The organism is Alcanivorax sp. 97CO-5, assembly GCF_000524665.1.
Classification (GTDB): Bacteria; Pseudomonadota; Gammaproteobacteria; order Pseudomonadales; family Alcanivoracaceae; genus Alcanivorax; species Alcanivorax borkumensis.
On record NZ_KI965908.1, the window covers coordinates 105,429 to 126,204 of the forward strand.

Genomic DNA, 20,776 nt, shown 5'->3' on the forward strand with positions numbered 1-20,776 from the left:
ATGGAATTCCCGCATATCGATCCGGTGGCGTTCGCCATTGGCCCCCTGAAAGTGCACTGGTATGGCCTGATGTATATGTTTGGCTTTGCCGCTGCCTGGCTGTTGGGTGTGTACCGGGCCAAACAGCCTGGCTCTGGCTGGACCAAAGACCAGGTGGGCGATTTGGTGTTTTATGGGGCCCTGGGTGTCATCATTGGTGGCCGTTTGGGTTACGTGTTCTTCTACAACTTTGATAAATTCCTGCAAGATCCGCTGTGGCTGTTCCAGGTGTGGACCGGGGGCATGAGTTTCCACGGCGGCGCGATTGGCGTGTTAGTGGCTTTCTGGCTGTTTGCTCGTAAAACAGGCAAGCGCTACTTACGGGTAGCAGATTTTATGGTGCCTATGGTGCCGATTGGCTTGGCGACCGGGCGCTTTGGTAATTTCATGAATGCGGAGTTGTGGGGCCGTGCCAGTGACGTGTCTTGGGCCATGGTGTTTCCCACCGACCCATTGCAGATTGCGCGTCATCCCTCCCAGCTTTATGAGATGGTGTTGGAAGGTGTGGTGCTGTTTCTGGTGCTATGGGTGTACTCGGTCAAGCCGCGACCGGCGGGCGCGGTGACGGCCTTGTTTAGCATCGGTTATGGCTGCGCGCGGACCTTTGTGGAGTTCTTCCGTGAGCCGGATGCCCATATTGGTTATCTCACCGGCGGCTGGTTGACCATGGGCATGCTGTTGAGCATCCCGATGGTTGTGCTCGGTATCGCTGTGTTGGTGTGGGCATATCGAAACGATGAGCGAGGAGTGAAGGCATGAAGCAATACCTTGATCTGCTTCGCCACGTCCGCGAGCACGGAACGTATAAGGAAGACCGCACTGGCACCGGCACCTATGCGGTGTTTGGTTACCAGATGCGCTATGACCTGAGCCAGGGCTTCCCTATGCTCACCACCAAGAAGCTGCATCTGCGCTCGATTATTCACGAGTTACTGTGGTTCCTGTCTGGTGACACCAATATCCGTTATCTAAAGGAAAACGGCGTGTCCATCTGGGATGGCTGGGCGACACCGGAGGGTGAGCTGGGGCCTGTCTATGGTGAGCAGTGGCGCAGTTGGAAAACGGCGGATGGCGGGGTGATTGATCAGATCACCGAGGTGCTGGAAGAGATCAAGCGCAATCCGGACTCCCGGCGCCTGGTGGTCAGCGCTTGGAACCCCGCGGTGCTGCCGGATCCGTCCATTTCACCGGATGCCAATGCAGCAGCAGGCAAGCAAGCGTTGCCACCCTGCCACTGCTTGTTCCAGTTCTATGTGGCAGACGGCAAACTTAGTTGCCAGCTATATCAACGCAGTGGCGATATTTTTCTTGGCGTGCCATTCAATATTGCGTCCTATGCCTTGCTGACGCTGATGATGGCGCAGGTGTGTGATCTGCAGCCGGGTGATTTTGTGCATACCTTGGGCGATGCGCATCTCTACTCCAACCATCTGGAGCAGGCGGATACTCAACTGGCGCGTACGCCTGGCCCGTTGCCGACAATGACGTTGAACCCGGCGGTGAAGGATCTGTTTGCCTTCACCTTTGACGATTTCACCGTCAGCAACTACAACCCCGACGCGCACATCAAAGCGCCGGTGGCAATCTAACGACTCCTCCCTGAAGCCGGATGCTCGATGCAACAGAGCTTTTGTCCGGCGTTAGGGGGTGGGTTCAAGCGTAGGTATGTTCATGTCCATTCGACTTTCCATGATGGTCGCCAAGGCCACTAATAATGTGATCGGGCGGAATAATAAGTTGCCCTGGTATTTGCCCAACGACTTGAAGTACTTCAAGCAGGTAACCTTCGGCAAGCCGGTGATCATGGGCCGCAAGACTTGGGAATCACTGAAAGGCCCCCTGCCGGGGCGTACAAATATCGTGATTACCCGCCAGCCAGCGTATCAAGCTGAGGGCGCCAAGGTGGTGGCCACGGTGGATGACGCCATTACCATGGCAGAGAACGTGGCCTTCATTGAAGGCCAGGAAGAAGCGGTGATCATGGGCGGTGCGGAAATCTACGCGCTGGCGCTGGCGCAGACCCAGCGGCTCTACCTCACTGAGGTACATGCTGAGGTCGATGGGGATACTTTTTTTCCGGAGTACGACAAGGGCGAATGGGAAGAAATTGCTCGTGAAGATTTCCCCGCTGAAGGGCCCAACCCCTACGATTATTCCTTTGTGGTATACGAACGCAAATGAGTTGAAAGTTTACACGCGTCCAAAGGTTGGGGGGGGGGACCCTTACCCTAACCGATAGAGGCTACGCACTGAGCCTGGACGTGACCTCTTTGTTTAGATGATTCAAAACTCGAAAGCCCTGTCGCTACTGGTTTCAGCAAAAGGGCGCCCTTTTGCTTTCAGCCTTGTCTATTTTCAGCGCAAGCCTCTGCGGACACATTGATGATCGTGTGGCGTTTGGGCCAGCTCGCGTTGCCGCTTAGCGTTATTTTCGCGGTTCTATTCGTACTTCGCTTCTCACCGATTGGGCAATAAAACACTTTTCATGGGCGCGCTGGTGTAAAGCCTGGATCGTAGCGATGCTAGGTTGTTCGCCACTAAACGTGACCAGCGGTTGCAGTACCATGGTTTGCATATAAATTTTTGCCTGATCGTTCTGCCCCAGGATGCCCTGTGGATCGTCATCATAGCTTGTCACCGCCAGCCCTTCACGGGCGGCTTCAGTGAGAAACGATAGCAGGTGACAGCTGGCCAATGCGGCGAGAAAAGCTTCTTCCGGTTCCATGAATTCCTGATGGCCATGGTGGCCATCGACCACGCGCACCTCATTGCCGTCTGCAAGGTGCCAGAGGTAATGTTCTTGGTTGCCGTGGGCGGTCCAGCTGAGGTGCATGGTGTGTTGTTGCACAGAATATCCCCGGTTAGTGCCTCGTTAGCAGGATTTTTGCACACCTGCTAGAAGAGTATGCCATCAAAATAGGCGCTTGCCATGATGACTCGGGGCGGATGTCTTTGCCTCTGGCAAAGCCGGTCGTCGCGAAAGCGGTTAGTCGGCTTGGCTTGGGCCGCTCTGTTGGCTCAGTGACCAATAACGGAACACGGCAATATTGACCAGTGCGCTCATCAGCGAAATGGGCAGTGCAGCCAGTAGTGACGCGGCGGTGGTATGGCTAACGACACCCAGAATGGCGCTGGCGACCACGCTACTCATTACCAGATAGGTCAAGAACACTAGAACCAGAGTTAACAGCAACGGCCATTGCTGGGGCTGTGTCATTTGGAATGACTGGCGCAATGCTTCGATCGGGCTTTGTTGTTTCAAGATCACGAGTAGAGGTGCATAGCACAGGCGGGTATATACCCACACCGCTGGAAAAAATAGTGCCATCCAGCCCAGCGATACGCCAATGGCCAGAAGTGCGTAGGTGAGCAGCAGGGGCGGGTAAACCAGCAGTGCGGGTGCGATACAGGCTAGCAGCCCACGGGGTTTGCTGTTGCTGGTAGCAGAGAGCTGCACATAAAGCGCCCCTTCCGCTAAAGGCCTCACCAACAAAATGATCGCCAAGCTGATGCCGCTGAATTGCAGGGCGGCTCCTTCGGTGTCCGGCAATACGAACGAGGGGCCGAAGATCCACTGTGTGGCTTCAGTAATCAGGGCGAAGGGCGCGGTGACCAGAAACAGCGGGCCAAGGTGCCGCCACCAGAAAATAAGAATTTCGCGAAAACGGTGTCCAATCATGGTGAGCCATCAATTCAGTCGACGGCGCAACCATACGACAGCGCCGCGCCCATTTCCACACTGCAGCGCGGCCTAAAGGTTACCACCAGTATTTTCCCCAATTTTCCGGATTGGCCCAGAAGCGGGGGTTGTTCCACTTGCGCTCGAAATTGTAGTTGTCCAGGTCGTAGCTGTAGATATTCAGTTCGCGACCGTCTTCGGCGAAGTGCCCCTGCTCCCGGCAGCCTAGTGCCAGAAATCCGTTGGTTGGCCAACGTAGTTTTTGTGGGGCCAAGGTGGGTTGGTATACCGCCACCATGGAATCGGTATGCAGGTTACGCAACAAGCCCATTAGTGCTTCGCCGTCATGGTGGGGCATGTATTCCAGCTGGTCTGCAACAATGGCGATATCCACCCGGTCAATGTCACCCAACGCGGGGAAGGGGTTCTGTTCCTGAATTTCCACCAGAGTGCAGTTGTGATCGGCGCACCACTGGGCAACGACAGGAATGGGATTGAGGCTGACAGTCAAAATGGAGGAGGGCTGGTGGCTATCGAGAATAGCGGCCAAGCGTTCCTGCGGAGATTCGGTCATGGAGTGTGTCGTCGCAATATTCATGGCTTCAGTTTAACGCCATTGCCGGTGGCTTTCGATAGAGGGTTGAGTAGCGATTTGTGGTTTTTGATGTAATGCAGCAATGAATGCACCGGCGGTCTTTTGGATTGTGGTTTTAAAGGGGGAAATAGGGCGTGGGGGGCGGCGCAGTGCCAAGGTTGGCCATTGGAATGAGCGCGTGGTTAGAAAATGAGAATAAGGCGTTGACGAACATCCAATCAATAATGATAATGATTCTCATATATGAAATGGAGGTCAGTATGTCTCAGCTAAAAAAGAACGTTACCACTACTACACGACAGGTCGCCATTAATGCTGAAAGTGCGGTGGCAAGCAGTCTGTTGCTCAACCATCAAGGCAAATTGTGGATTGAACATGCCGGTGAGCGTTACCAGTTGCGTCGTACGTCCAACAATAAACTGATTTTGACAAAGTGATGTGGCTCGTGACATCACTAACGCGTCAATAATGCGACGGTTGCGTTGTCGGGTTTAACGCCTTGCGCCCGTGATAATCCCTTTCATCGCGTGATCTGGGCCTAGACACGAGAAACGTTTTCTTTGTGTTGTTGCGTTTATTTATCGTTCTCCCTGACGTGGATCAGCCAGCCGCAGCCAGCGTTCCACACCTAATTTAAGGCTCTTCGCACGGCAACATGCCGCTACTACAACGCGCACAGGATCTGTGTGAGTGTCATGGCTGCAGTCGACCCAAACCGTTCGGTGCGGCCAAAAGGCAATCAATCACCTGAATCCTGTTGGCGCGTTATGGCGTAAAGCGTGTTGTTTGCTGCGATATTTTTTGGAGGCAATATGTCTGTTATGACGTGGCCCTCGGCTCCAGCGACATCGCCACTACTACGCCAGTGCGGTGCGGCCCTCGGTGATCGAGTTTTGCGCTTACAAGATGAACCCCTGGCCATTCTCAAGGCGTTGTATCGGTTGGGTTCATTGGTGGTGACCACCTTCTCCAGTGGCTCGAGAATTTCCCAGAGCATGCACTATCCCGCACTCAAGGATGGGCAATCGGACGTTGCTGGTGAATGGTGGCTGGAATCCGTGGGTGAGCGCTGTCGTTTACGGCAGAGTTTGCAGGTTGGCCAGTGGCATTCGGTGCTGGCGGTGTTGGAACCTACCGGTGCACTCCCAGCTCGCAGCTTGGTGTTCTTTGATCGTAACGGTCAGCCGTTACAGCAGATAGCGGTGGCGCCGGCCAGCGGTGGGTTGGCTTTCGAAGAGCTAGTGTGCGCCATGCTTCATCCCGATCAGCAGACCCTGAGTTTGCCGACATTGCTACCGCGCATGGCTAACCGTGATCTGGGCTCGTTGAGTCAGCTGGAAAGTGATTGGGCACGCAGTGCTGACGACGATGATTTTGCCGGGTTGCTGCAGCGGTGTCAGCAGCAGCGCGCAGTGTTGTACCGATCGGTGCGCGACAGTTTTGCTTGCCAGGTACGACCAGAAACATTGCCGGCAGTGTTGGCAGAAGCGGCTAGCAGGGATGCGGCAACCACTCTTTGTGTGGGTAATCAGGGCGTGCGATTGTGCATGACCGCCCCTTGGTCGTCGCCGCGTTGGCAAGGTAGTCATTGTCATTTAGCCCATAACGGCGCGCTGGTGTCGCTGGATATGGCGAAAATGGATAGCTTATGGCGGCTGCGTAGACCCGGGGATGGGCAGGTAGTGACGGCGCTGGAAGCGCTGGATTCCCGCGGCGAATGGTTGTGGACCTTGTCCGCCGGCGATAGTAACGAAAGCGGCTGGCGCGCTTTATTGAAAGACAGCGTTATTCGTTAATGCCACGCTCAACTGGATTGAGGGATTGAGGGATTGAGGGATTGAGGGATTGAGGGATTGGAAAGACGCGATAGTCCCTTGGTTTCAGCGCTTTCTACGGGGCCCCTATAGGCGCGTAGCGAGGCGGGGTAACGGGCGCGGTCCCGTGCGGCTGATTGGCGAGCGGAACGAATGATTTTCTCTGTGTGGTCGCATCGAAATGCTCAACTGGCACTCTGAAAGCGACGACTATAATTGACGGTGTCGGTTGAAGCGTTGCTGGGGCTGAGCCCGTCCGGGCTATTTTATGATGCGGGCTGCCAGTGACATTTTCAGAAATGGTCGTCGAAACGTTTGAGCAGGCTGATGACCTCCGTTACGTCCTGCTCCAGGCCTTTCAGGGCTTCCTCTGCCATGGGGGCGATGTCGCATTGCCCAGGCAAGGGGTGGTCTCCTTCTAGAATCGCTCGGAAGCGCGGCACAAAAACCCATTGCAGCCATTCGCTGAAATTCATGGTGTCGGCAAAAAACGGTGTGCTGCTGTTGAAGGCCGACGGTGCCGGTGGCTGTGCGGCCCACAGGCCTTGCTGATCCAGTTCTACTTGCAGGTCATCAAGCAGGGCAACGAGTTGTTGGCGTTGGGGCATTGGGGTTTCCGCAGTCAGTCATCAAAGAGCGGCACCAGATCTGGCAGCTCATGCAGGTTATGAATATGGTGACGGGGCTGGTCTAGTTCAACCGGCCAGGGCAGGTTGATTAGGTTGGCCCAGACCGAATGCATGCCGTGCTCACGGGCCGCGTGCACATCTTCCAAGGGGTGGTCGCCAACATGTACAGCTTGGTGTGCGTGAACCCCGGCGGAACTCAGGGCGGCGGCGAACATGTCCGGCGCCGGCTTGCGCTTGCCTATGGTCTCTGCTGAATGATGAAAAGCGAACAGGTCGGCAATACCAATCATCTTCAGGTCGGCATTGCCGTTGGTGAGTGCACCTAGGATGTAGCTGTCGGCGAGCTGCTCTAATACCTCACGGGCACCGGGAAAGAAGCTCACTTGGTTGCGCGCTTCATGGAATACCTTGAAGGCATCCATGGCGATGCGGCGGGCTTGTTTTTGCTGGAAACCGTGCTCGGTGAAGGCGCGACTCATGGCGTCTTGGCGCAGGGCGGTTAGATTATCCAGATACTCGGGTTTTTCCTTAAGCAGTGCCGTGCGCACCGCACGTACCCGTTCGGCACTCAGCGCAGCGGCGGCATCCGGGTGGTTGGCGGCGATCCAGTCACTGCAGGTTTTTTCAGCGTGACGAATCACTTCATCCACGGGCCACAAAGTATTATCTAGATCAAAAGTGATCAGCTTGAGCATGCTCATGGTGGGTAGTTTACCGTAAAACGCTTAATGGCAGCATACAGGTTCACTGGCGCCAAGCATTGTGTGCCCAGCGTTAGGCGCCAAGGCTTATTCGTCATCGTCCTTGCGGCGCTGGGCTCTTGGGTGTGCTCCGTCGTAGACCTGAGCTAAGTGTTGGAAATCCAGGTGAGTGTAAACCTGGGTGGTGGCCAAGTCTGCGTGGCCGAGCAGTTCCTGCACTGCCCGCAAGTCGCCGGAGGATTCCAGCAGGTGTGTGGCGAAGGAGTGGCGTAATTTGTGCGGATGTAGATGGGCATCGAGCCCCCGCTCCAGAGCATGGCGTTTAAGCCGCTGTTGTACGCTGGAAGGAGACAGCCGCCGGCCGTTTTTGCTGATAAAAAGAGCGTTCTGGTCGCTGCTTTTGATCAGCATGGGACGCACTTGCAACCAGCGGCGCACGGCGGTGAGGGCGGGTTTTCCCACTGGTAGTTGCCGGGTCTTGTTGCCTTTACCGGTGACCAAAAGTTGGCTTTCATGCAGATCAATGCTGTCTAGGTTTAGGCTAAGCAGTTCGGCCAAACGCAGGCCGCAGGCATAGAGCAGTTCCATTATGGCTTGATCGCGCAGGGCTAGGGGTTCGCTGTTGCTGGTGCCGGCATCCAGCAAATGGCTGACTTGATCTACATCCAGTGCTTTGGGCAGGCGTTTACCGCTTTTCGGGGCGCGAATGTCTATGGCCGGGTTGTCGCGGGCAAGCCCTTCACGCATCAGGTAACGGAAAAACGTACGCAGGGTGGAAAGCATGCGCTGAATAGTTTTGCCGCTTTTCCCTTGGCGGTGTAGCGAGGCGGCGAGGCTGCGCATGTCGTGGACGGTGAGGGTGTCCCAGGGTTGGCTGCCGAGTAATGTTCGGGCTTCGATCAGGTCCCGTTGATAGCCGTTTACGGTGTGCGGTGAGAGGCGACGCTCGCTGGCCAAGTGGGTTAGGAAGGCGTTAACCGTTTGCAGTGTGTTATGGCTATCGCTATCCACGGTTAACGGTCCTTTATCAGCTAATGTCGCTGGTTTTTTTGGCTGCTTGGTGGGGGTATTGGCGCACCACTTCGTGGAGTCTGCGGCTGAGTACCTGGCCGATATGGCTAATGAATAAGGTGCCTAAGGAGCTGCGGAAGTGCATGGCACTTTTACTGCCAATGGCCAGCAGGCCCAAGCGGCCTTGGTATTCCAGTGGCACCATGGCGGCGGAGCGGATATCGGTGGCGTTATCTTGGAACAGGGCGTCCATTTCTTCTGTGCGCATGGCGCCGCACACGGCTTTGCCGCTGCGCAGCAGGTGGTTCAGGGCGCTGGGCAGGGCATCGCTGTCCACGCAGCGGATCTGGTTGCGCAGGTCGCCGAGAATGGGCACTTCCCGGTCGTACAGCATCAGGGCTACCTGGTCACAATGGAAGTCGCTGCTCAGGCTGGTGAGCAAATTGCGAAACAGCTTCTCGGGGCCGCGGGCTTCCAGCAGGGCCAGTGTCAGGCGGCGGGTCTTGTCGAACAGGTGATCGTTTTCCCGGGCCACATCCAGCAGGCCATTGAGTCGATCGCGCAGCTCGGTGTTGCGCTCACGTAGAATGGCGGCCTGACGTTCCAGTAGGGAAACCGCCTCGCCTTTGGGGTCTGGGAGACGTAACAATTCCAGTAGCTCCGGGCGATGCTGAAAGAAATCGGCATGGTCACGCAGATAGGTGGCAACCTGGTCGGCGCTGGCTGGAGTTTGATCCGTCATCAATCCTGTCCTTTGTTTTTCGTTCCGGTCAGTGGGCACTGACATCACCGAGCTTTCAATCGTTTGCTAAAGCGCGATCTCAATAGCGCCATCATAGACATGGCTGGCGGGGCCTGTCATCTGGATGCCGCCTTGCCCATCGTAGCAGACGTGCAGGGTGCCGCCGGGTAGGTGCACGGTGACGGTGTCATCCAGCCAGTCCCGGCGTTGGCCGATCACCACTGCGGCACAGGCACCGGAGCCGCAAGCCAGGGTTTCCCCTGCGCCGCGCTCGTAGACGCGAAGGCGGATCTCGTTGCGGTTGACGATCTGCATAAAGCCCACGTTCACCCGCTCGGGAAACTGTTCATGGCTTTCCAGTAGCGGGCCGACGGTATCTACAGGGGCGGTATCCACATTTTCCACCAGTAAGGTGCAGTGGGGGTTGCCCAGGCCTACAGCGCCCACTTCCCAGGCCTGCGTGCCGGACACCAGGAAATAGCTGTCTGCTTCGGCTTTGGCGGTCATGGGGATGGCGTCTGGCGCCCAGCGAGGGGCGCCCATGTCTACGGTGATCTGATCATCGTCGGTCACAGACAGGGTCATTTGCCCTGCAGCGGTTTCCACGCGAATAGATTTTTTGTCGGTGAGTCCCTGTTCGCGCACAAAACGGGCGAAGCAGCGGGCACCATTACCGCATTGGCTCACTTCGGAGCCATCGGCATTCAGGATCCGGTAGCGGAAGTCCGCATCGCCCTGGGCGGGCTGCACAATTAGCATCTGGTCAAAACCCACGCCAAACTTGCGGTCGGCCAGCCGGCGTATTTCATCCGCAGGCAAAGGCAGGCCGGTTTCTGGCAATGACTGTCGAATGCCGTCGATGACCATGAAATCGTTGCCCAGGCCGTGCATTTTGGTAAAGCGCAGGTTCATCGCAAGTGTCCGCTACAGGGTAAAAGGCCATTGTACTCTGCCGTGGCGGTGGCGTCAGGGGTTGGGTGGCGGAGAGCCTGCGCGATTAGCGGTGTTTCAACTTTCCACTCTATCATTCTCGATGGGGCGCCTTGGCTATGCGCGAGCCCGCTCGTCAGGTGTACAATGCGGCCTCACACTCTTGCAGGCAGCAAACATGCTTTCCTATCGTCACAGTTACCACGCCGGGAATTTTGCGGATGTGCTCAAGCACATTGTGCAGGTGGCCATCATTGAATACCTGAAAAAGAAGGATAAGCCCTTCACTGTCCACGATACTCACGCGGGGGCGGGCAGCTATGCCATTGCCAGCGAGCACATGCAAAAGACCGGTGAGTACCAGGATGGCATTGCCAAGCTATTTGGTAAGCGCACCGGAGTGGGTGTGATTGATCAATATGTGTCACTGGTGGAAAAGCTGAATCCGGTGGGACGGCTGATGGATTATCCCGGCTCGCCGCAAATCAGTGCTAGCCTGCTGCGTGAGCAGGACGTGCTGCAATGTACTGAGCTGCATAGCACCGATTTTACGCTGCTCAAGCGCGAGTTTGCTGACGATAAGCGCGTGCAAGTCCTCAAGGATGATGCCTGGCACGGGCTTAAAGCCCTGTTGCCGCCGCGTCATCGACGAGGGTTGGTGTTGATTGATCCTTCCTATGAAATGGAGGCGGATTACAACGGTGTATTGCCTGCCGTGCAAATGGCCATGGAGCGGTTTGCTACGGCGACCTATGCCATCTGGTATCCGGTGTTGGATCGCAACCGCACCGAGAGCTTTATCCGCCGTTTCGTAAAGGCGGGAATTCCCAACCTGCTACGAGTGGAATGTTGTGTGCGCCCGGATGCCTCTGGCCGTGGCATGACCGGCACCGGCATGCTGATCATTAACCCGCCGTACACGTTGGCCCAGCACATGGCACAGGCTATGCCGCTGTTGAAAGAGGCGCTGTGCGATGCCAATGGCCATACCACGGTGAAAATGCTGACCGGCGAAAACCCGCAATGACCGTCACCCTGCGCCAGGCCGGCCGTGAGGACGTGGGAGATCTGCTGCGCCTGATTCGCGATTTAGCGCGTTATGAGCAAGCCGAAGAGCAGGTGACCACTGACGAAGCACAGCTGGCTGCCACTCTGTTTAGTGATGACGCCACGGCCCATGCCATGGTCGCGGAACAGGGCGGCCGTATTGTCGGGCTAGCCATCTATTTCTTTAACTACTCCACGTGGCAGGGCCGCAATGGCCTGTACTTGGAAGACCTGTTCGTGGAACCGCAAGCGCGCGGGGCAGGGGTTGGTAAGGCTCTGTTGGCGAAACTGGCGGCCCTTGCCGTGGACAGTGACTGCGGCCGCTTCGAATGGAGCGTGCTGGACTGGAATACCCCGGCCATGGAGTTCTATCAAAGCCTAGGGGCGCAACCTCAAGCAGAATGGGTTCGCTACCGGTTGGACGGTGAAGCGCTGAAAGCGCTGGCCAGCATCGCCGGCTAGCGCCGCTTTCTGCCTCGATGATATGTGCTTACTGGTGGCCTGTCGGGTATAACGGAAAGCTCAGCCGCTGAATGTTGCCGCTATGACCGAATCCCGATACCGCCGCCCCTCCTTGCTGGATGCTCTGCTGCCGATCGTAGTACTGGTGGTGTTACTGGCGTCGGCGGTTTATTTGTACGGCGATAGTGCCTCCTCCGGTCCCAACCAGATTGCCTTGCTGATCTGTGCCGGCCTTGCCTCATTAATCGCATTTAAAAATGGCCTGACTTGGCGGGAAATCGAAACCGCCATGATTAAGGGTATTTCGGTGGCGTTGGGTGCGGTGCTGATTCTACTCAGTGTGGGGGCCCTGATCGGTACCTGGCGGTTGGCAGGCATCGTGCCTTCGCTCATTTATTTTGGTCTTGAGTTGATGAATCCGGCCCTGTTTTATGCGGCCGCCTGTTTGATCTGCGCGATTATCGCCCTGAGTATCGGCTCCAGTTGGACCGTGGCGGCCACCGTGGGGGTGGCGTTGATCGGGGTGGCCAGCGGGCTGGGGTTGTCGTTGCCGGTGGCGGCCGGTGCGGTGGTCTCCGGTGCCTACTTTGGTGACAAGATTTCTCCGTTGTCTGAGACCACTAACCTAGCTCCGGCGGTGGCGGGTTCGGAACTGTTTGAGCATATTCGCCTGATGTTGTGGACCACGGTGCCCTCCATTGTCATCGCCTTGCTGATTTTTTTGGTGATGGGGCTGAATACGGACGTTGCCGGCGACACAGTGGACCGAATTACCCCGCTGCTACAGGGGCTGGAAAGCCAGTTTGATATTTCCTTGCTGCACCTGATTCCATTGCTGGTGTTGTTGGTGCTGGCGCTCAAGCGGATGCCGGCCTTACCGGCGATTTTTCTGGGCGCGTTATTGGGTGGGATCTGGGCTCTGATGTTTCAGCCGCAGGCGATTGCGGTGCAAGCTGGCGAGCCGGCACCCGGCTGGGTGGCGTCTTTGAAAGTGGTTTGGCAGACCTTTTACCAGGGCATCACCGTGGAAACCGGCGATGCGACGTTGAATAACCTGCTGTCTGGCGGCGGCATGGCGTCCATGCTCAATACCGTGTGGCTGATTATCTGTGCGATGACCTTTGGTGCGGTGATGGAGCACGCAGGGTTTCTTGCTCGCTTAATCGAAGGGCTGCTGGGGGCGGTTAAGGGCGCAGCGGGGTTGATCGCCGCCACATTGGCCACCTGTTTTGGCAGCAATATTCTTACTGCTGACCAGTACATTTCTATCATTATGCCTGGCCGGATGTTCCGTGAAGCCTATGCAAAACAGGGCCTGGCGCCAGTGAATCTGTCCCGTGCGCTAGAAGATGGTGGCACTATCACCAGCCCGCTTATCCCTTGGAACACCTGCGGTGCCTACATGCAATCGGTATTGCTGGTGCCGGTGACCGATTATCTTTTCTACGCGTTCTTTAATCTGATCAACCCGGTGTTGGCGTTGGTTTATGCCTGGCTGGGGGTCAAGGTGCTGCGGTTAGCGCCCCCTCAAGAGGTGTATAAAACCGGATCACTATGAACAAAAAGAAAAGGCGGCCTGGCCGCCTTTTCTTTTAAACCCTTTGCGCATGAAACGTGCTGCGTTTACTGCTATGGCAGTAACGATTCCAGTTTCAATTGTTCGTCATAGGTTTCCCTTTGCCGCACGACAAAGGCCTGGTCGCCATCCACCATGACTTCGGCGGGGCGGTTGCGGCTGTTGTAGTTGCTGGCCATGGCGAAGCCGTAGGCGCCGGCACTGCGCACGGCTAGCAGGTCGCCGGTCTCCAGTGCCAGGGCCCGGTCCTTGCCCAGGAAGTCGCCGGTTTCGCACACTGGCCCGACAATATCCCAGTTGCGGCAGTCCGCCTCGTGGGGTTTTACCGGTACAATGTTCTGCCAGGCGGAGTAGAGGCTGGGGCGAATCAGATCGTTCATGGCGCCGTCGACGATGGCGAAATTTTTGTGCTCGGTGGGCTTCAGAAACAGCACTTGAGTAACAAAAATTCCTGCATTGGCAGCAATGGAGCGCCCTGGTTCGATGTGCACGGGAAGCTCGCCGGGAATGTGCTTGAGCAAGGCCTGCACATAGTCCGAGCGATCCGGGGGAGTTTCGTCGTCGTAGGTCACGCCTAGGCCGCCACCTAAATCCAAATGATGAATCTCGATGCCGTGCTCTTGCAGTTGGGCCAGCAGTTTCAATACCCGCTCCAAGGCCGCTTCGAATGGATCGAGTTTGGTGAGCTGGCTGCCGATATGGCAATCGATGCCCAGTATCTTGATGTGCGGTAACTCAGCGGCTCGTTGATACAAGGCGGGGGCTTTAGTGATGTCCACGCCGAACTTGTTGTCTTTCAAACCGGTGGAAATATAGGGGTGGGTCTGGGCGTCCACATCCGGGTTCACGCGGATGGCGATCGGCGCCTCCCGGTCCAGCTCGCCGGCCACCAGGTTCAGCAATTCCAGTTCCGCGGCGGATTCCACGTTGAAACAGTGGATGTTGGCTTTCAGGGCGGCGGCCATTTCGTTGGCGGTTTTGCCGACTCCGGAGAAAACAATTTTGTCTGGGTCGCCGCCGGCACGCAGCACGCGTTCCAGTTCGCCACCGGAAACAATGTCGAAACCCGCGCCGACCCGGGCTAGTACATTCAGCACGGCCAGATTGGAGTTGGCTTTTACCGCATAGCACACCTGATGAGGATGATCACCGAACGCTTCGTCGAACGCCAAGTAGTGACGTTCCAACGCCGCCCGGGAATACAGATAGAGCGGCGTGCCGAAGCGGTCCGCCAGTTGCTCTACCGGCAGCTCTTCGGCAAACAATTCTCCGTCGCGGTACTGAAAATGATCCATGATTAGTCCTGTGCTGACGCGTCAGCGTCCTCTTTGTCTTGTGTGTCGTCACTGTCTGCGTTGGTTTGCGACGGCTCGGCGTTGCTGGCCGGCGTTGACGCGTTGCGCTGTTGGTCAAAATACAGCGGACCTTTTTGGCCGCAACCGGCCAACAGCAGGAACAGTAACAGGCTGAATGTGCGCATGGGGGGCTCCGTTTGCTGGGGAGAAGTATAACGGTTCGCGACTCTAGAGGTAATGCAGGGGGGTGTCCGATAACGCCGCTTGAGAAAAAACAGATCAGGTCTACTATCGGTTCATAGTCTGCGTAATGTGGACCCATTTCTGTTGATCTTTTCGCCCCTTCCGCATGAGTGTCCAATCTGTGCCTGAATGATTTCGGCATTACGGACCCGTGCTCGTGTGGGGCGTTTTACGTTAAGGAGAAAATCATGGCGCTTCCCGTCATTACCGTGTCTCGTCTGGATGTTGCCCGTTTGGAGGCGCTGCTGTCCGATGTGGATGGCGAAGTGGCTGATGGCCTAGAGGAGGAGTTGTTGCGCGCCACGGTGGTTGAGCCAAAGGATATGCCAGCGGATGTGGTCACCATGAATTCGCGGATTCGTTGCCGGGAGCAGGGCCGTGGCCGGGAAATGTGCCTGACGCTGGTATATCCGCACGATACTGGGCCGCAGCGGGTGTCGATCCTGGCGCCGGTGGGTGCAGCGTTGTTGGGGTTGTCGGTGGGCCAAAGCATTGATTGGCCGGCGCCCAACGGCAAGGTTTTGAAGCTGGAGATTCTTGCGGTGGAGTATCAGCCAGAAGCCAATGGTGAGGACCTGGGCGGCGAATAACTCGGCCCTAGCCACCAGCTCAACAGCAAGGCGGAAAGACTGAAGCTCCCGCCTTGCTGTTGCCCGGCTTAGGTGTTGTCCAGCGCCTCGCGGGCACGGGCCACAGCGGCGCGGACCTGGTCGGGGGCGGTGCCGCCGATGTGGTTACGGGCGCTCACGGAGCCTTCCAGAGTCAATACTTCGAACACGTTGTCTTCGATTTGGTCGCTGAATTGCTTCAGTTCCGACAAGGACATGTCGCCCAAATCCTTCTTTTTCTCTACGCCATAAGCCACCGCCTTGCCGACGATCTCGTGGGAGTCGCGGAAGGCGATGCCTTTGCGTACCAAGTAATCCGCCAGATCGGTGGCCGTGGCGAAACCGCGACGGGCCGCTTCGCGCATCACTTCACGGTTGGGTTCCAACGCAGGGATCATGTCACCGAAGGCGCGCAGGCTGCCTTTGAGAGTATCCACGGCATCGTACAGCGGCTCTTTGTCTTCCTGGTTGTCCTTGTTGTAGGCCAGCGGCTGGCTCTTCATCAGGGTTAGCAGGCTGATCAGGTGGCCATTAACGCGGCCGGTCTTGCCTCGCACTAGTTCAGGCACGTCCGGGTTTTTCTTCTGCGGCATGATGGAGCTGCCGGTGCAGAAGCGGTCGGGCAGGTTGATAAAGTTGAACTGGGCGCTGGTCCACAGCACAAGCTCTTCGCTGATCCGTGACAAGTGAGTCATGGTCAGTGCCGCCATCGCGCAGAATTCAATGGCGAAATCCCGGTCGCTCACTGCATCCAGGGAGTTTTCGCAGACGCCGTCAAAACCGAGAAGCTCGCAGGTGCGCTCCCGGTTAATCGGGTAGGTGGTGCCGGCCAAGGCGGCGGCCCCCAGCGGCATACGGTTAACCCGCTTCTTGCAGTCCAGCAGACGTTCCCGGTCGCGTTTGAGCATTTCGAACCACGCTAGCAGGTGATGCCCGAAGGTCACCGGCTGGGCTGTCTGCAGGTGGGTGAAGCCAGGCATGATGGTGGCGGCTTCGCGCTCGGCCAGGTTAAGCAGGCCTTGCATGAGGTGCAGGAACTGTTCTTCCAGAATCAGCAATTCGTCACGTAGCCACAGGCGAATGTCGGTGGCCACTTGGTCGTTACGCGAACGACCGGTGTGCAGCTTCTTGCCGGTGATGCCGATCTTGTCGGTGAGCCGGGCTTCGATGTTCATGTGCACATCTTCCAGTGCTACGGACCACTGGAACTCGCCGTTTTCGATTTCCAGCTGGATTTCACGCAGGCCCACAATAATGGCGTCGCGCTCTTCATTGGTGAGCACGCCCACTTCCGCAAGCATGGTTGCATGAGCCTGAGAGCCGTAGATGTCCTGACGGTACATGCGCCGGTCGAAGTTCACACTGGCAGTGAATTCTTGCACGAACTGGTCGGTGGACTCGCTGAAGCGGCCGCCCCAGAGTTTGTTCTGCTGCTTGTCAGTCATCGTACTTGCTCAACGCTTGGTTTGCGGGGGCGCAAGTATAGCAGGGGGAGAGTATTTCTTGGGAGTGGCGGTTCATTCAGGTATAACATATTCATAATTAGGCCTTTTTCCGTATTAAAGGAGTGCGCAGGTGGCAATGGATGTCCCGGCGAATAACAGTTTTCTGCCTGACTTGTGCAGTACCCGTGCCGTGTTGGTGGTGGTGGTGGTGGCCGAGTTAATGGCGTTGGTGGTGACGTTGGTGGCCACTTACTACGACGATTTTAGCGTTGGGCGGCTGGCGGTTACCTCCTTGTTTGTGCAATGGGTGGGGCTGAGTTCTGCCGCGCTGATCTGTCAGCTGCGAGGCAGGCTTAACCGCTTGCCGCCTGCCTGGACCTCCACTGTGGTGGTGTTGCTGGTGGTTATCGATACCTTGCTGTTCAGTTTCTTAGCTCGGCTGGTGATGGGCTGGGCCAGTGGAGAAGGGCTGGATATAGGGTTGTGGTCGACTGAAACCTTGGTTAACGGCTTAATCGCAGCGATTATCGCGGGTTTGGTTATGCGCTATTTCTATGTGCAGGAGCAGTTGCGTCAGAAGGACCAGGCGGAATTGCAGGCGCGCATCCAAGCGCTGCAATCACGGATTCGCCCGCACTTTTTGTTTAACTCCATGAATATTATTGCCAGCCTTATCGCGGTGGACCCGGATGCGGCAGAGCAGGTAGTGGAGGATCTGTCGGTACTGTTCCGAGCAAGCCTTAAAAACAGTGGTAACGAGGCTTCTTTGGAAGAAGAATTTGAGTTGTGTCGGCGTTATATCCACATCGAGCAGCTGCGGATGGGGGAGCGTTTGCAGGTGGAATGGGACATTCAGGTGGATGCAAAATCCTTGAAGATTCCGTTATTAACCTTGCAACCTTTGCTTGAAAATGCCATTTATCATGGCATACAGCCATTATCTGCGGGGGGCATGGTGACGATCCGTGCCCTCGCTCACAATGGTAATCTGGTGCTGTCGGTGAGCAATCCCAAGCCGGAAGGCGATGGGCATCACAAAGGCAATCGCATGGCATTGGAAAATATACGTCATCGGCTGGAAGCTCTATACGGTGATCATGTGGCGGTGGAATCCCGCCCGCAAAAAAAAGAATATGAGATCGAAATCCAATATCCGCTGCAATAAAAGGATGAGACTTATGCGGGTACTTGTCTGCGACGACGAGCAACTGGCTCGCGACCGGCTGAAACGACTGGTCGACAAGATCGAAAACGCCGAGGTGGTGGCTGAGGCGGGCAATGGCCGTGAAGCCATTATTGAGGCTCAGTCCTGTAAACCGGATGTGGTGTTAATGGATATCCGCATGCCGGAAATGGATGGAATGGAAGCGGCGGAGCATCTGAGCAAGATGGATAACCCGCCGGCACTGATTTTCTGTACGGCCTATGACGAGCATGCCCTGCAAGCGTTCCGTGTGCATGCGGTGGATTACCTGCTCAAGCCCGTTAATGCCGCGGATTTGACTGCCGCGCTTAACAAGGCGAAAACGCTCAATAGGATTCAGCTGGCAGAAATTAGTGGCGAAGTGAGTGAGGACAAGCCGCGTCGTCGAGGCCATATCAGCGCCCGCACCCATCGGGGGCTGGAGCTGGTGCCTGTGAACAGCGTGCGTTATTTCCTGGCAGATCAGAAATACGTGACGGTGTGCTTTAGCGAAGGCGAAGTGCTGATTGATGAAACCCTCAAAGAATTGGAAGCCGAATTCGGTGATCAGTTCGTACGTATTCACCGCAATGCACTAGTGGCTCTGAACTTTATTGAAGGTATGGAAATGGCCACCGCAGGCCACCATCAGGTTCGCCTGCGCGGGGTGGATGAGCGATTGACTGTGAGCCGGCGCCATGTGGCAGGGTTGCGCCGAGTGTTGCAGAATCTTTAACGGGTTTTAATGACGGAGCCAACAGGCTTCCGCTCCGTTGGTTGCTGGTTTTCTGTATGGCAATGTGAATGCGCGCATGAGTGTCCCCCGTAATGGAGGGGGCGCTGAGTCGATTATTAATCCCGGGATTTCTTTTAGAGTTGGCGGAGTCTGCCGTTGCCGTCTATGGCAACAGGTAGCCGCTAAGCTGTAAGTGACGGCGTGGTTTTAAACTTTTTTTTTGCAGGCATGGGGTCGAGCCCAGGGAGGGCTTGGCGCCGCGCATTTAAATGGCATCCGCTTTTCTATGCCGCTGTGGCTTGAGGCTTGAAGCTTGTTAAACTGATAGACTGTCGATCTAAATTCACAACCCTTAGAGTGCCCCATGTCCCGCGAAATCTTGCGTATCGCTACCCGTTCCAGCCCGTTGGCTATTTGGCAGGCCGAGTATGTTCAGCAGCGCCTGGAAAGCCTGCATGAGGGATTGCGCGTGGAGCTGGTGCGGATTAAGACTCAGGGCGACAAGATTCTCGATACCCCGCTGGCAAAGATTGGTGGCAAAGGATTATTCGTCAAAGAGCTGGAAGAGGCGATGATGGATGGGCGCGCGGATATTGCCGTGCATTCCATGAAAGATGTGCCAATGGAATTGCCACCGGGTTTTGCGTTGCCAGTGATTTGTGAGCGTGAAGATCCCCGGGATGCCTTTGTCTCCAACACGTTCGACGGCCTATCTTCGCTGCCCCATGGTGCCTGCGTGGGGACCTCCAGCCTGCGTCGCCAGGCTCAGGTAAAAGCCAATCGCCCGGATTTGGTCGTCAACAGTCTCCGCGGTAATGTGCAGACCCGGCTGGGCAAGCTGGATGCGGGTAACTTCGATGCCATTATCCTTGCCGCCGCGGGCCTTAAGCGCCTGGAAATGCACGATCGCATTCGTTACGAAATGCCTCCGGAAGAATCGCTCCCCGCAGTGGGGCAAGGCGCCGTGGGTATCGAGTGTCGTGAGGGTGATGAGAGCACCATTGAGTTGCTGTCACCGCTGAGTGACGTGGATACTTGGGATCGGGTGGTGGCCGAACGGGCCATGAACCGGCGCCTCGAAGGGGGGTGTCAGGTGCCGATCGCGGGTTTTGCTCTGCTTGAAGATGGCCAGTTGTGGCTACGTGGCTTGGTGGCAGAAGAAGATGGTAGCCGGGTATTGCGCGCAGAAGGAACCGCTCCCCGCGGCCAAGGCGCGGAACTGGGTATCGATATTGCTGAGCAGTTATTGGCCCAGGGCGCGGATGAAATTTTGAAGGCCTTGTACGCTCGCCAATGAACGATCAAGGCCGACAGCAACGGGTTGTCGTCACCCGCCCTGAAGGTCAGCAGCAGCGGCTGATGGCCCTGTTGGTTGAGGCAGGGTATCAGCCGCTTCACCAGCCGGCACTGGTTATCGAACCGATAACGGTGGATGACACCATGCAGCGTACCCTGATGGAGCTGGATGGTTATCATGCGGTGTTTTTCGCCAGTGTAAATGCTGCCCGTCTGGCCCTGTCGGCCATGGCTGACCTGTGGCCCCAGTGGCCCGTTGGGGTGCACTGGCTAGCGGTGGGTCGTGCTACTGCAGCAGAGCTGGAAAGCTGGCACTTGCCTGCCACCGTGCCGCAGCAAGGGTTTAATACCGAAGCGGTGCTGGCGTTGCCTTGCCTGCAGCAGCTGGTTGAAAAACAGATTCTGATTTGCCGGGGTGACAGCGGCCGGGAACTGTTGGCGCAAACGCTGCAGTCCCGAGGGGCGAGAGTGGATGCGTTGGCTTTTTATCGCCGAAAGGCCGCAAGCCCAGTTCTAATCCCGGCAGAGACCGACTGGGTTATGATTACCAGCGTACAGGGCTGGCAAGCAATCGGCGGCTCGGTGCCGCCGTGCTGTGGCGTGGTGGCTGCGGGGGAGCGAGTGGCTGACGTGGTGCGCGCTGAGCATTCCGGGGATGTGTCTGTAGCCGCTAGCGCCCACGATGAAGACATGTTGTCTGCCCTTGTTGCGGTCGCCACGATAGATTAAGAAGAAGATATAAACA

The 20,776-nt window shown here is 56.7% G+C and carries 24 protein-coding genes; 13 read left to right on the forward strand and 11 right to left on the reverse strand.

Translation table 11 applies throughout. From position 1 onward, the window contains the following. From lgt to Y017_RS14645, 3 genes are all read left to right on the forward strand, one after another. Positions 1-798 (forward strand): prolipoprotein diacylglyceryl transferase, encoded by a 798-nt coding sequence (gene lgt, locus Y017_RS14635; RefSeq protein WP_011589619.1) that lies wholly within the window; start codon positions 1-3, stop codon positions 796-798. Further along, on the forward strand, positions 795-1,628 hold the full coding sequence (locus tag Y017_RS14640; RefSeq protein ID WP_035461761.1) for a thymidylate synthase: 834 nt from the start codon (positions 795-797) through the stop codon (positions 1,626-1,628). Before lgt ends, Y017_RS14640 begins: the two co-directional genes overlap by 4 nt. Positions 1,629-1,710: 82 nt before the next feature. Continuing rightward, positions 1,711-2,220 carry a dihydrofolate reductase gene (locus Y017_RS14645; RefSeq protein ID WP_035461824.1) on the forward strand — a complete coding sequence of 170 codons (510 nt, stop codon included), beginning with the start codon at positions 1,711-1,713 and terminating at the stop codon, positions 2,218-2,220. A gap of 244 nt (positions 2,221-2,464) precedes the next feature. Here Y017_RS14645 and Y017_RS14650 read toward each other — a convergent pair whose 3' ends face one another. The 3 genes from Y017_RS14650 to Y017_RS14660 form a co-directional block, all read right to left on the reverse strand. Next, complete coding sequence (locus tag Y017_RS14650) at positions 2,465-2,887, reverse strand: OsmC family protein (protein WP_231483547.1); 423 nt, start codon at positions 2,885-2,887, stop codon at positions 2,465-2,467. Positions 2,888-3,025: 138 nt separating this feature from the next. Continuing rightward, positions 3,026-3,718: a hypothetical protein gene (locus tag Y017_RS14655; RefSeq protein WP_035461763.1), complete on the reverse strand. Its 693-nt coding sequence runs from the start codon at positions 3,716-3,718 to the stop codon at positions 3,026-3,028. Positions 3,719-3,797: 79 nt separating this feature from the next. Next, positions 3,798-4,292, reverse strand: a complete 495-nt coding sequence (locus Y017_RS14660; RefSeq protein WP_231483549.1) for a DUF6231 family protein — start codon at positions 4,290-4,292, stop codon at positions 3,798-3,800. Positions 4,293-4,573: 281 nt separating this feature from the next. On the opposite strand from Y017_RS14660, the gene Y017_RS14665 reads away from it, so the two are divergent. Continuing rightward, on the forward strand, positions 4,574-4,750 hold the full coding sequence (locus Y017_RS14665) for a hemin uptake protein HemP (RefSeq protein ID WP_035461766.1): 177 nt from the start codon (positions 4,574-4,576) through the stop codon (positions 4,748-4,750). Positions 4,751-5,125: 375 nt separating this feature from the next. Continuing rightward, the gene (locus tag Y017_RS14670) at positions 5,126-6,109 is read left to right on the forward strand and encodes a hypothetical protein (protein WP_011589611.1); all 984 of its coding nucleotides are present in this window, start codon (positions 5,126-5,128) and stop codon (positions 6,107-6,109) included. 311 nt (positions 6,110-6,420) lie between these two features. Here the strand turns inward: Y017_RS14670 and Y017_RS14675 are convergent, their stop codons facing one another. The 5 genes from Y017_RS14675 to dapF all read right to left on the reverse strand — a co-directional run bounded on the left by Y017_RS14675 (position 6,421) and on the right by dapF (position 10,122). Beyond that, positions 6,421-6,735: a YqcC family protein gene (locus Y017_RS14675; RefSeq protein ID WP_011589610.1), complete on the reverse strand. Its 315-nt coding sequence runs from the start codon at positions 6,733-6,735 to the stop codon at positions 6,421-6,423. Between the two features lie 14 nt (positions 6,736-6,749). After that, positions 6,750-7,457: an HAD family hydrolase gene (locus Y017_RS14680; protein ID WP_035461768.1), complete on the reverse strand. Its 708-nt coding sequence runs from the start codon at positions 7,455-7,457 to the stop codon at positions 6,750-6,752. A gap of 87 nt (positions 7,458-7,544) precedes the next feature. Beyond that, the gene (gene xerC / locus Y017_RS14685; protein ID WP_046962125.1) at positions 7,545-8,468 is read right to left on the reverse strand and encodes a tyrosine recombinase XerC; all 924 of its coding nucleotides are present in this window, start codon (positions 8,466-8,468) and stop codon (positions 7,545-7,547) included. Between the two features lie 16 nt (positions 8,469-8,484). Next, positions 8,485-9,210 (reverse strand): DUF484 family protein, encoded by a 726-nt coding sequence (locus Y017_RS14690; RefSeq protein WP_011589607.1) that lies wholly within the window; start codon positions 9,208-9,210, stop codon positions 8,485-8,487. 66 nt (positions 9,211-9,276) lie between these two features. Continuing rightward, the gene (gene dapF, locus Y017_RS14695; RefSeq protein WP_035461770.1) at positions 9,277-10,122 is read right to left on the reverse strand and encodes a diaminopimelate epimerase; all 846 of its coding nucleotides are present in this window, start codon (positions 10,120-10,122) and stop codon (positions 9,277-9,279) included. 196 nt (positions 10,123-10,318) lie between these two features. On the opposite strand from dapF, the gene Y017_RS14700 reads away from it, so the two are divergent. From Y017_RS14700 to nhaC, 3 genes are all read left to right on the forward strand, one after another. Continuing rightward, on the forward strand, positions 10,319-11,167 hold the full coding sequence (locus Y017_RS14700; RefSeq protein WP_011589605.1) for a 23S rRNA (adenine(2030)-N(6))-methyltransferase RlmJ: 849 nt from the start codon (positions 10,319-10,321) through the stop codon (positions 11,165-11,167). After that, entirely contained in the window at positions 11,164-11,649 is a 486-nt protein-coding gene (locus Y017_RS14705) for a GNAT family N-acetyltransferase (RefSeq protein ID WP_011589604.1), read from the forward strand. The genes Y017_RS14700 and Y017_RS14705 overlap by 4 nt, the downstream gene beginning before the upstream one ends. 82 nt (positions 11,650-11,731) lie before the next feature. Next, positions 11,732-13,207, forward strand: coding sequence for a Na+/H+ antiporter NhaC (gene nhaC / locus Y017_RS14710; protein ID WP_011589603.1), 1,476 nt, complete (start codon positions 11,732-11,734; stop codon positions 13,205-13,207). A gap of 71 nt (positions 13,208-13,278) precedes the next feature. Here the strand turns inward: nhaC and lysA are convergent, their stop codons facing one another. After that, positions 13,279-14,520, reverse strand: a complete 1,242-nt coding sequence (gene lysA / locus Y017_RS14715; RefSeq protein ID WP_011589602.1) for a diaminopimelate decarboxylase — start codon at positions 14,518-14,520, stop codon at positions 13,279-13,281. Positions 14,521-14,522: 2 nt separating this feature from the next. Next, the gene (locus Y017_RS14720; RefSeq protein WP_011589601.1) at positions 14,523-14,705 is read right to left on the reverse strand and encodes a lipoprotein; all 183 of its coding nucleotides are present in this window, start codon (positions 14,703-14,705) and stop codon (positions 14,523-14,525) included. Between the two features lie 246 nt (positions 14,706-14,951). Here Y017_RS14720 and rnk point away from each other — a divergent pair, with 246 nt between their 5' ends. Next, positions 14,952-15,353, forward strand: a complete 402-nt coding sequence (gene rnk / locus Y017_RS14725) for a nucleoside diphosphate kinase regulator (protein ID WP_011589600.1) — start codon at positions 14,952-14,954, stop codon at positions 15,351-15,353. A gap of 68 nt (positions 15,354-15,421) precedes the next feature. On the opposite strand, the gene argH is transcribed toward rnk, so the two are convergent. Continuing rightward, positions 15,422-16,816 carry an argininosuccinate lyase gene (argH, locus tag Y017_RS14730; RefSeq protein ID WP_035461772.1) on the reverse strand — a complete coding sequence of 465 codons (1,395 nt, stop codon included), beginning with the start codon at positions 16,814-16,816 and terminating at the stop codon, positions 15,422-15,424. 136 nt (positions 16,817-16,952) lie between these two features. Here argH and Y017_RS14735 point away from each other — a divergent pair, with 136 nt between their 5' ends. From Y017_RS14735 to Y017_RS14750, 4 genes are all read left to right on the forward strand, one after another. Then, complete coding sequence (locus Y017_RS14735; RefSeq protein ID WP_035461774.1) at positions 16,953-17,981, forward strand: sensor histidine kinase; 1,029 nt, start codon at positions 16,953-16,955, stop codon at positions 17,979-17,981. A 13-nt stretch (positions 17,982-17,994) separates the two neighbouring features. After that, positions 17,995-18,735, forward strand: coding sequence for a LytTR family DNA-binding domain-containing protein (locus Y017_RS14740; RefSeq protein ID WP_035461776.1), 741 nt, complete (start codon positions 17,995-17,997; stop codon positions 18,733-18,735). A gap of 364 nt (positions 18,736-19,099) precedes the next feature. Then, positions 19,100-20,032 carry a hydroxymethylbilane synthase gene (gene hemC / locus Y017_RS14745; protein ID WP_011589596.1) on the forward strand — a complete coding sequence of 311 codons (933 nt, stop codon included), beginning with the start codon at positions 19,100-19,102 and terminating at the stop codon, positions 20,030-20,032. Further along, the gene (locus Y017_RS14750) at positions 20,029-20,760 is read left to right on the forward strand and encodes a uroporphyrinogen-III synthase (RefSeq protein ID WP_035461778.1); all 732 of its coding nucleotides are present in this window, start codon (positions 20,029-20,031) and stop codon (positions 20,758-20,760) included. Before hemC ends, Y017_RS14750 begins: the two co-directional genes overlap by 4 nt. Positions 20,761-20,776: the final 16 nt, after the last annotated feature.

Excerpts from the sequence above, each read along its gene's own strand:
- Y017_RS14750 (WP_035461778.1), top strand. The coding sequence starts at position 20,029 with ATGAACGATCAAGGCCGACAGCAACGGGTTGTCGTCACCCGCCCTGAA.
- Y017_RS14690 (WP_011589607.1), bottom strand. The coding sequence starts at position 9,210 with ATGACGGATCAAACTCCAGCCAGCGCCGACCAGGTTGCCACCTATCTG.
- Y017_RS14705 (WP_011589604.1), top strand. The coding sequence starts at position 11,164 with ATGACCGTCACCCTGCGCCAGGCCGGCCGTGAGGACGTGGGAGATCTG.
- Y017_RS14740 (WP_035461776.1), top strand. The coding sequence starts at position 17,995 with ATGCGGGTACTTGTCTGCGACGACGAGCAACTGGCTCGCGACCGGCTG.
- rnk (WP_011589600.1), top strand. The coding sequence starts at position 14,952 with ATGGCGCTTCCCGTCATTACCGTGTCTCGTCTGGATGTTGCCCGTTTG.
- hemC (WP_011589596.1), top strand. The coding sequence starts at position 19,100 with ATGTCCCGCGAAATCTTGCGTATCGCTACCCGTTCCAGCCCGTTGGCT.
- Y017_RS14720 (WP_011589601.1), bottom strand. The coding sequence starts at position 14,705 with ATGCGCACATTCAGCCTGTTACTGTTCCTGCTGTTGGCCGGTTGCGGC.
- lgt (WP_011589619.1), top strand. The coding sequence starts at position 1 with ATGGAATTCCCGCATATCGATCCGGTGGCGTTCGCCATTGGCCCCCTG.
- Y017_RS14665 (WP_035461766.1), top strand. The coding sequence starts at position 4,574 with ATGTCTCAGCTAAAAAAGAACGTTACCACTACTACACGACAGGTCGCC.
- Y017_RS14700 (WP_011589605.1), top strand. The coding sequence starts at position 10,319 with ATGCTTTCCTATCGTCACAGTTACCACGCCGGGAATTTTGCGGATGTG.
- Y017_RS14660 (WP_231483549.1), bottom strand. The coding sequence starts at position 4,292 with ATGACCGAATCTCCGCAGGAACGCTTGGCCGCTATTCTCGATAGCCAC.
- argH (WP_035461772.1), bottom strand. The coding sequence starts at position 16,816 with ATGACTGACAAGCAGCAGAACAAACTCTGGGGCGGCCGCTTCAGCGAG.
- Y017_RS14735 (WP_035461774.1), top strand. The coding sequence starts at position 16,953 with ATGGATGTCCCGGCGAATAACAGTTTTCTGCCTGACTTGTGCAGTACC.
- nhaC (WP_011589603.1), top strand. The coding sequence starts at position 11,732 with ATGACCGAATCCCGATACCGCCGCCCCTCCTTGCTGGATGCTCTGCTG.
- Y017_RS14640 (WP_035461761.1), top strand. The coding sequence starts at position 795 with ATGAAGCAATACCTTGATCTGCTTCGCCACGTCCGCGAGCACGGAACG.
- Y017_RS14680 (WP_035461768.1), bottom strand. The coding sequence starts at position 7,457 with ATGAGCATGCTCAAGCTGATCACTTTTGATCTAGATAATACTTTGTGG.
- lysA (WP_011589602.1), bottom strand. The coding sequence starts at position 14,520 with ATGGATCATTTTCAGTACCGCGACGGAGAATTGTTTGCCGAAGAGCTG.
- Y017_RS14670 (WP_011589611.1), top strand. The coding sequence starts at position 5,126 with ATGTCTGTTATGACGTGGCCCTCGGCTCCAGCGACATCGCCACTACTA.
- Y017_RS14645 (WP_035461824.1), top strand. The coding sequence starts at position 1,711 with ATGTCCATTCGACTTTCCATGATGGTCGCCAAGGCCACTAATAATGTG.
- Y017_RS14675 (WP_011589610.1), bottom strand. The coding sequence starts at position 6,735 with ATGCCCCAACGCCAACAACTCGTTGCCCTGCTTGATGACCTGCAAGTA.
- Y017_RS14655 (WP_035461763.1), bottom strand. The coding sequence starts at position 3,718 with ATGATTGGACACCGTTTTCGCGAAATTCTTATTTTCTGGTGGCGGCAC.
- dapF (WP_035461770.1), bottom strand. The coding sequence starts at position 10,122 with ATGAACCTGCGCTTTACCAAAATGCACGGCCTGGGCAACGATTTCATG.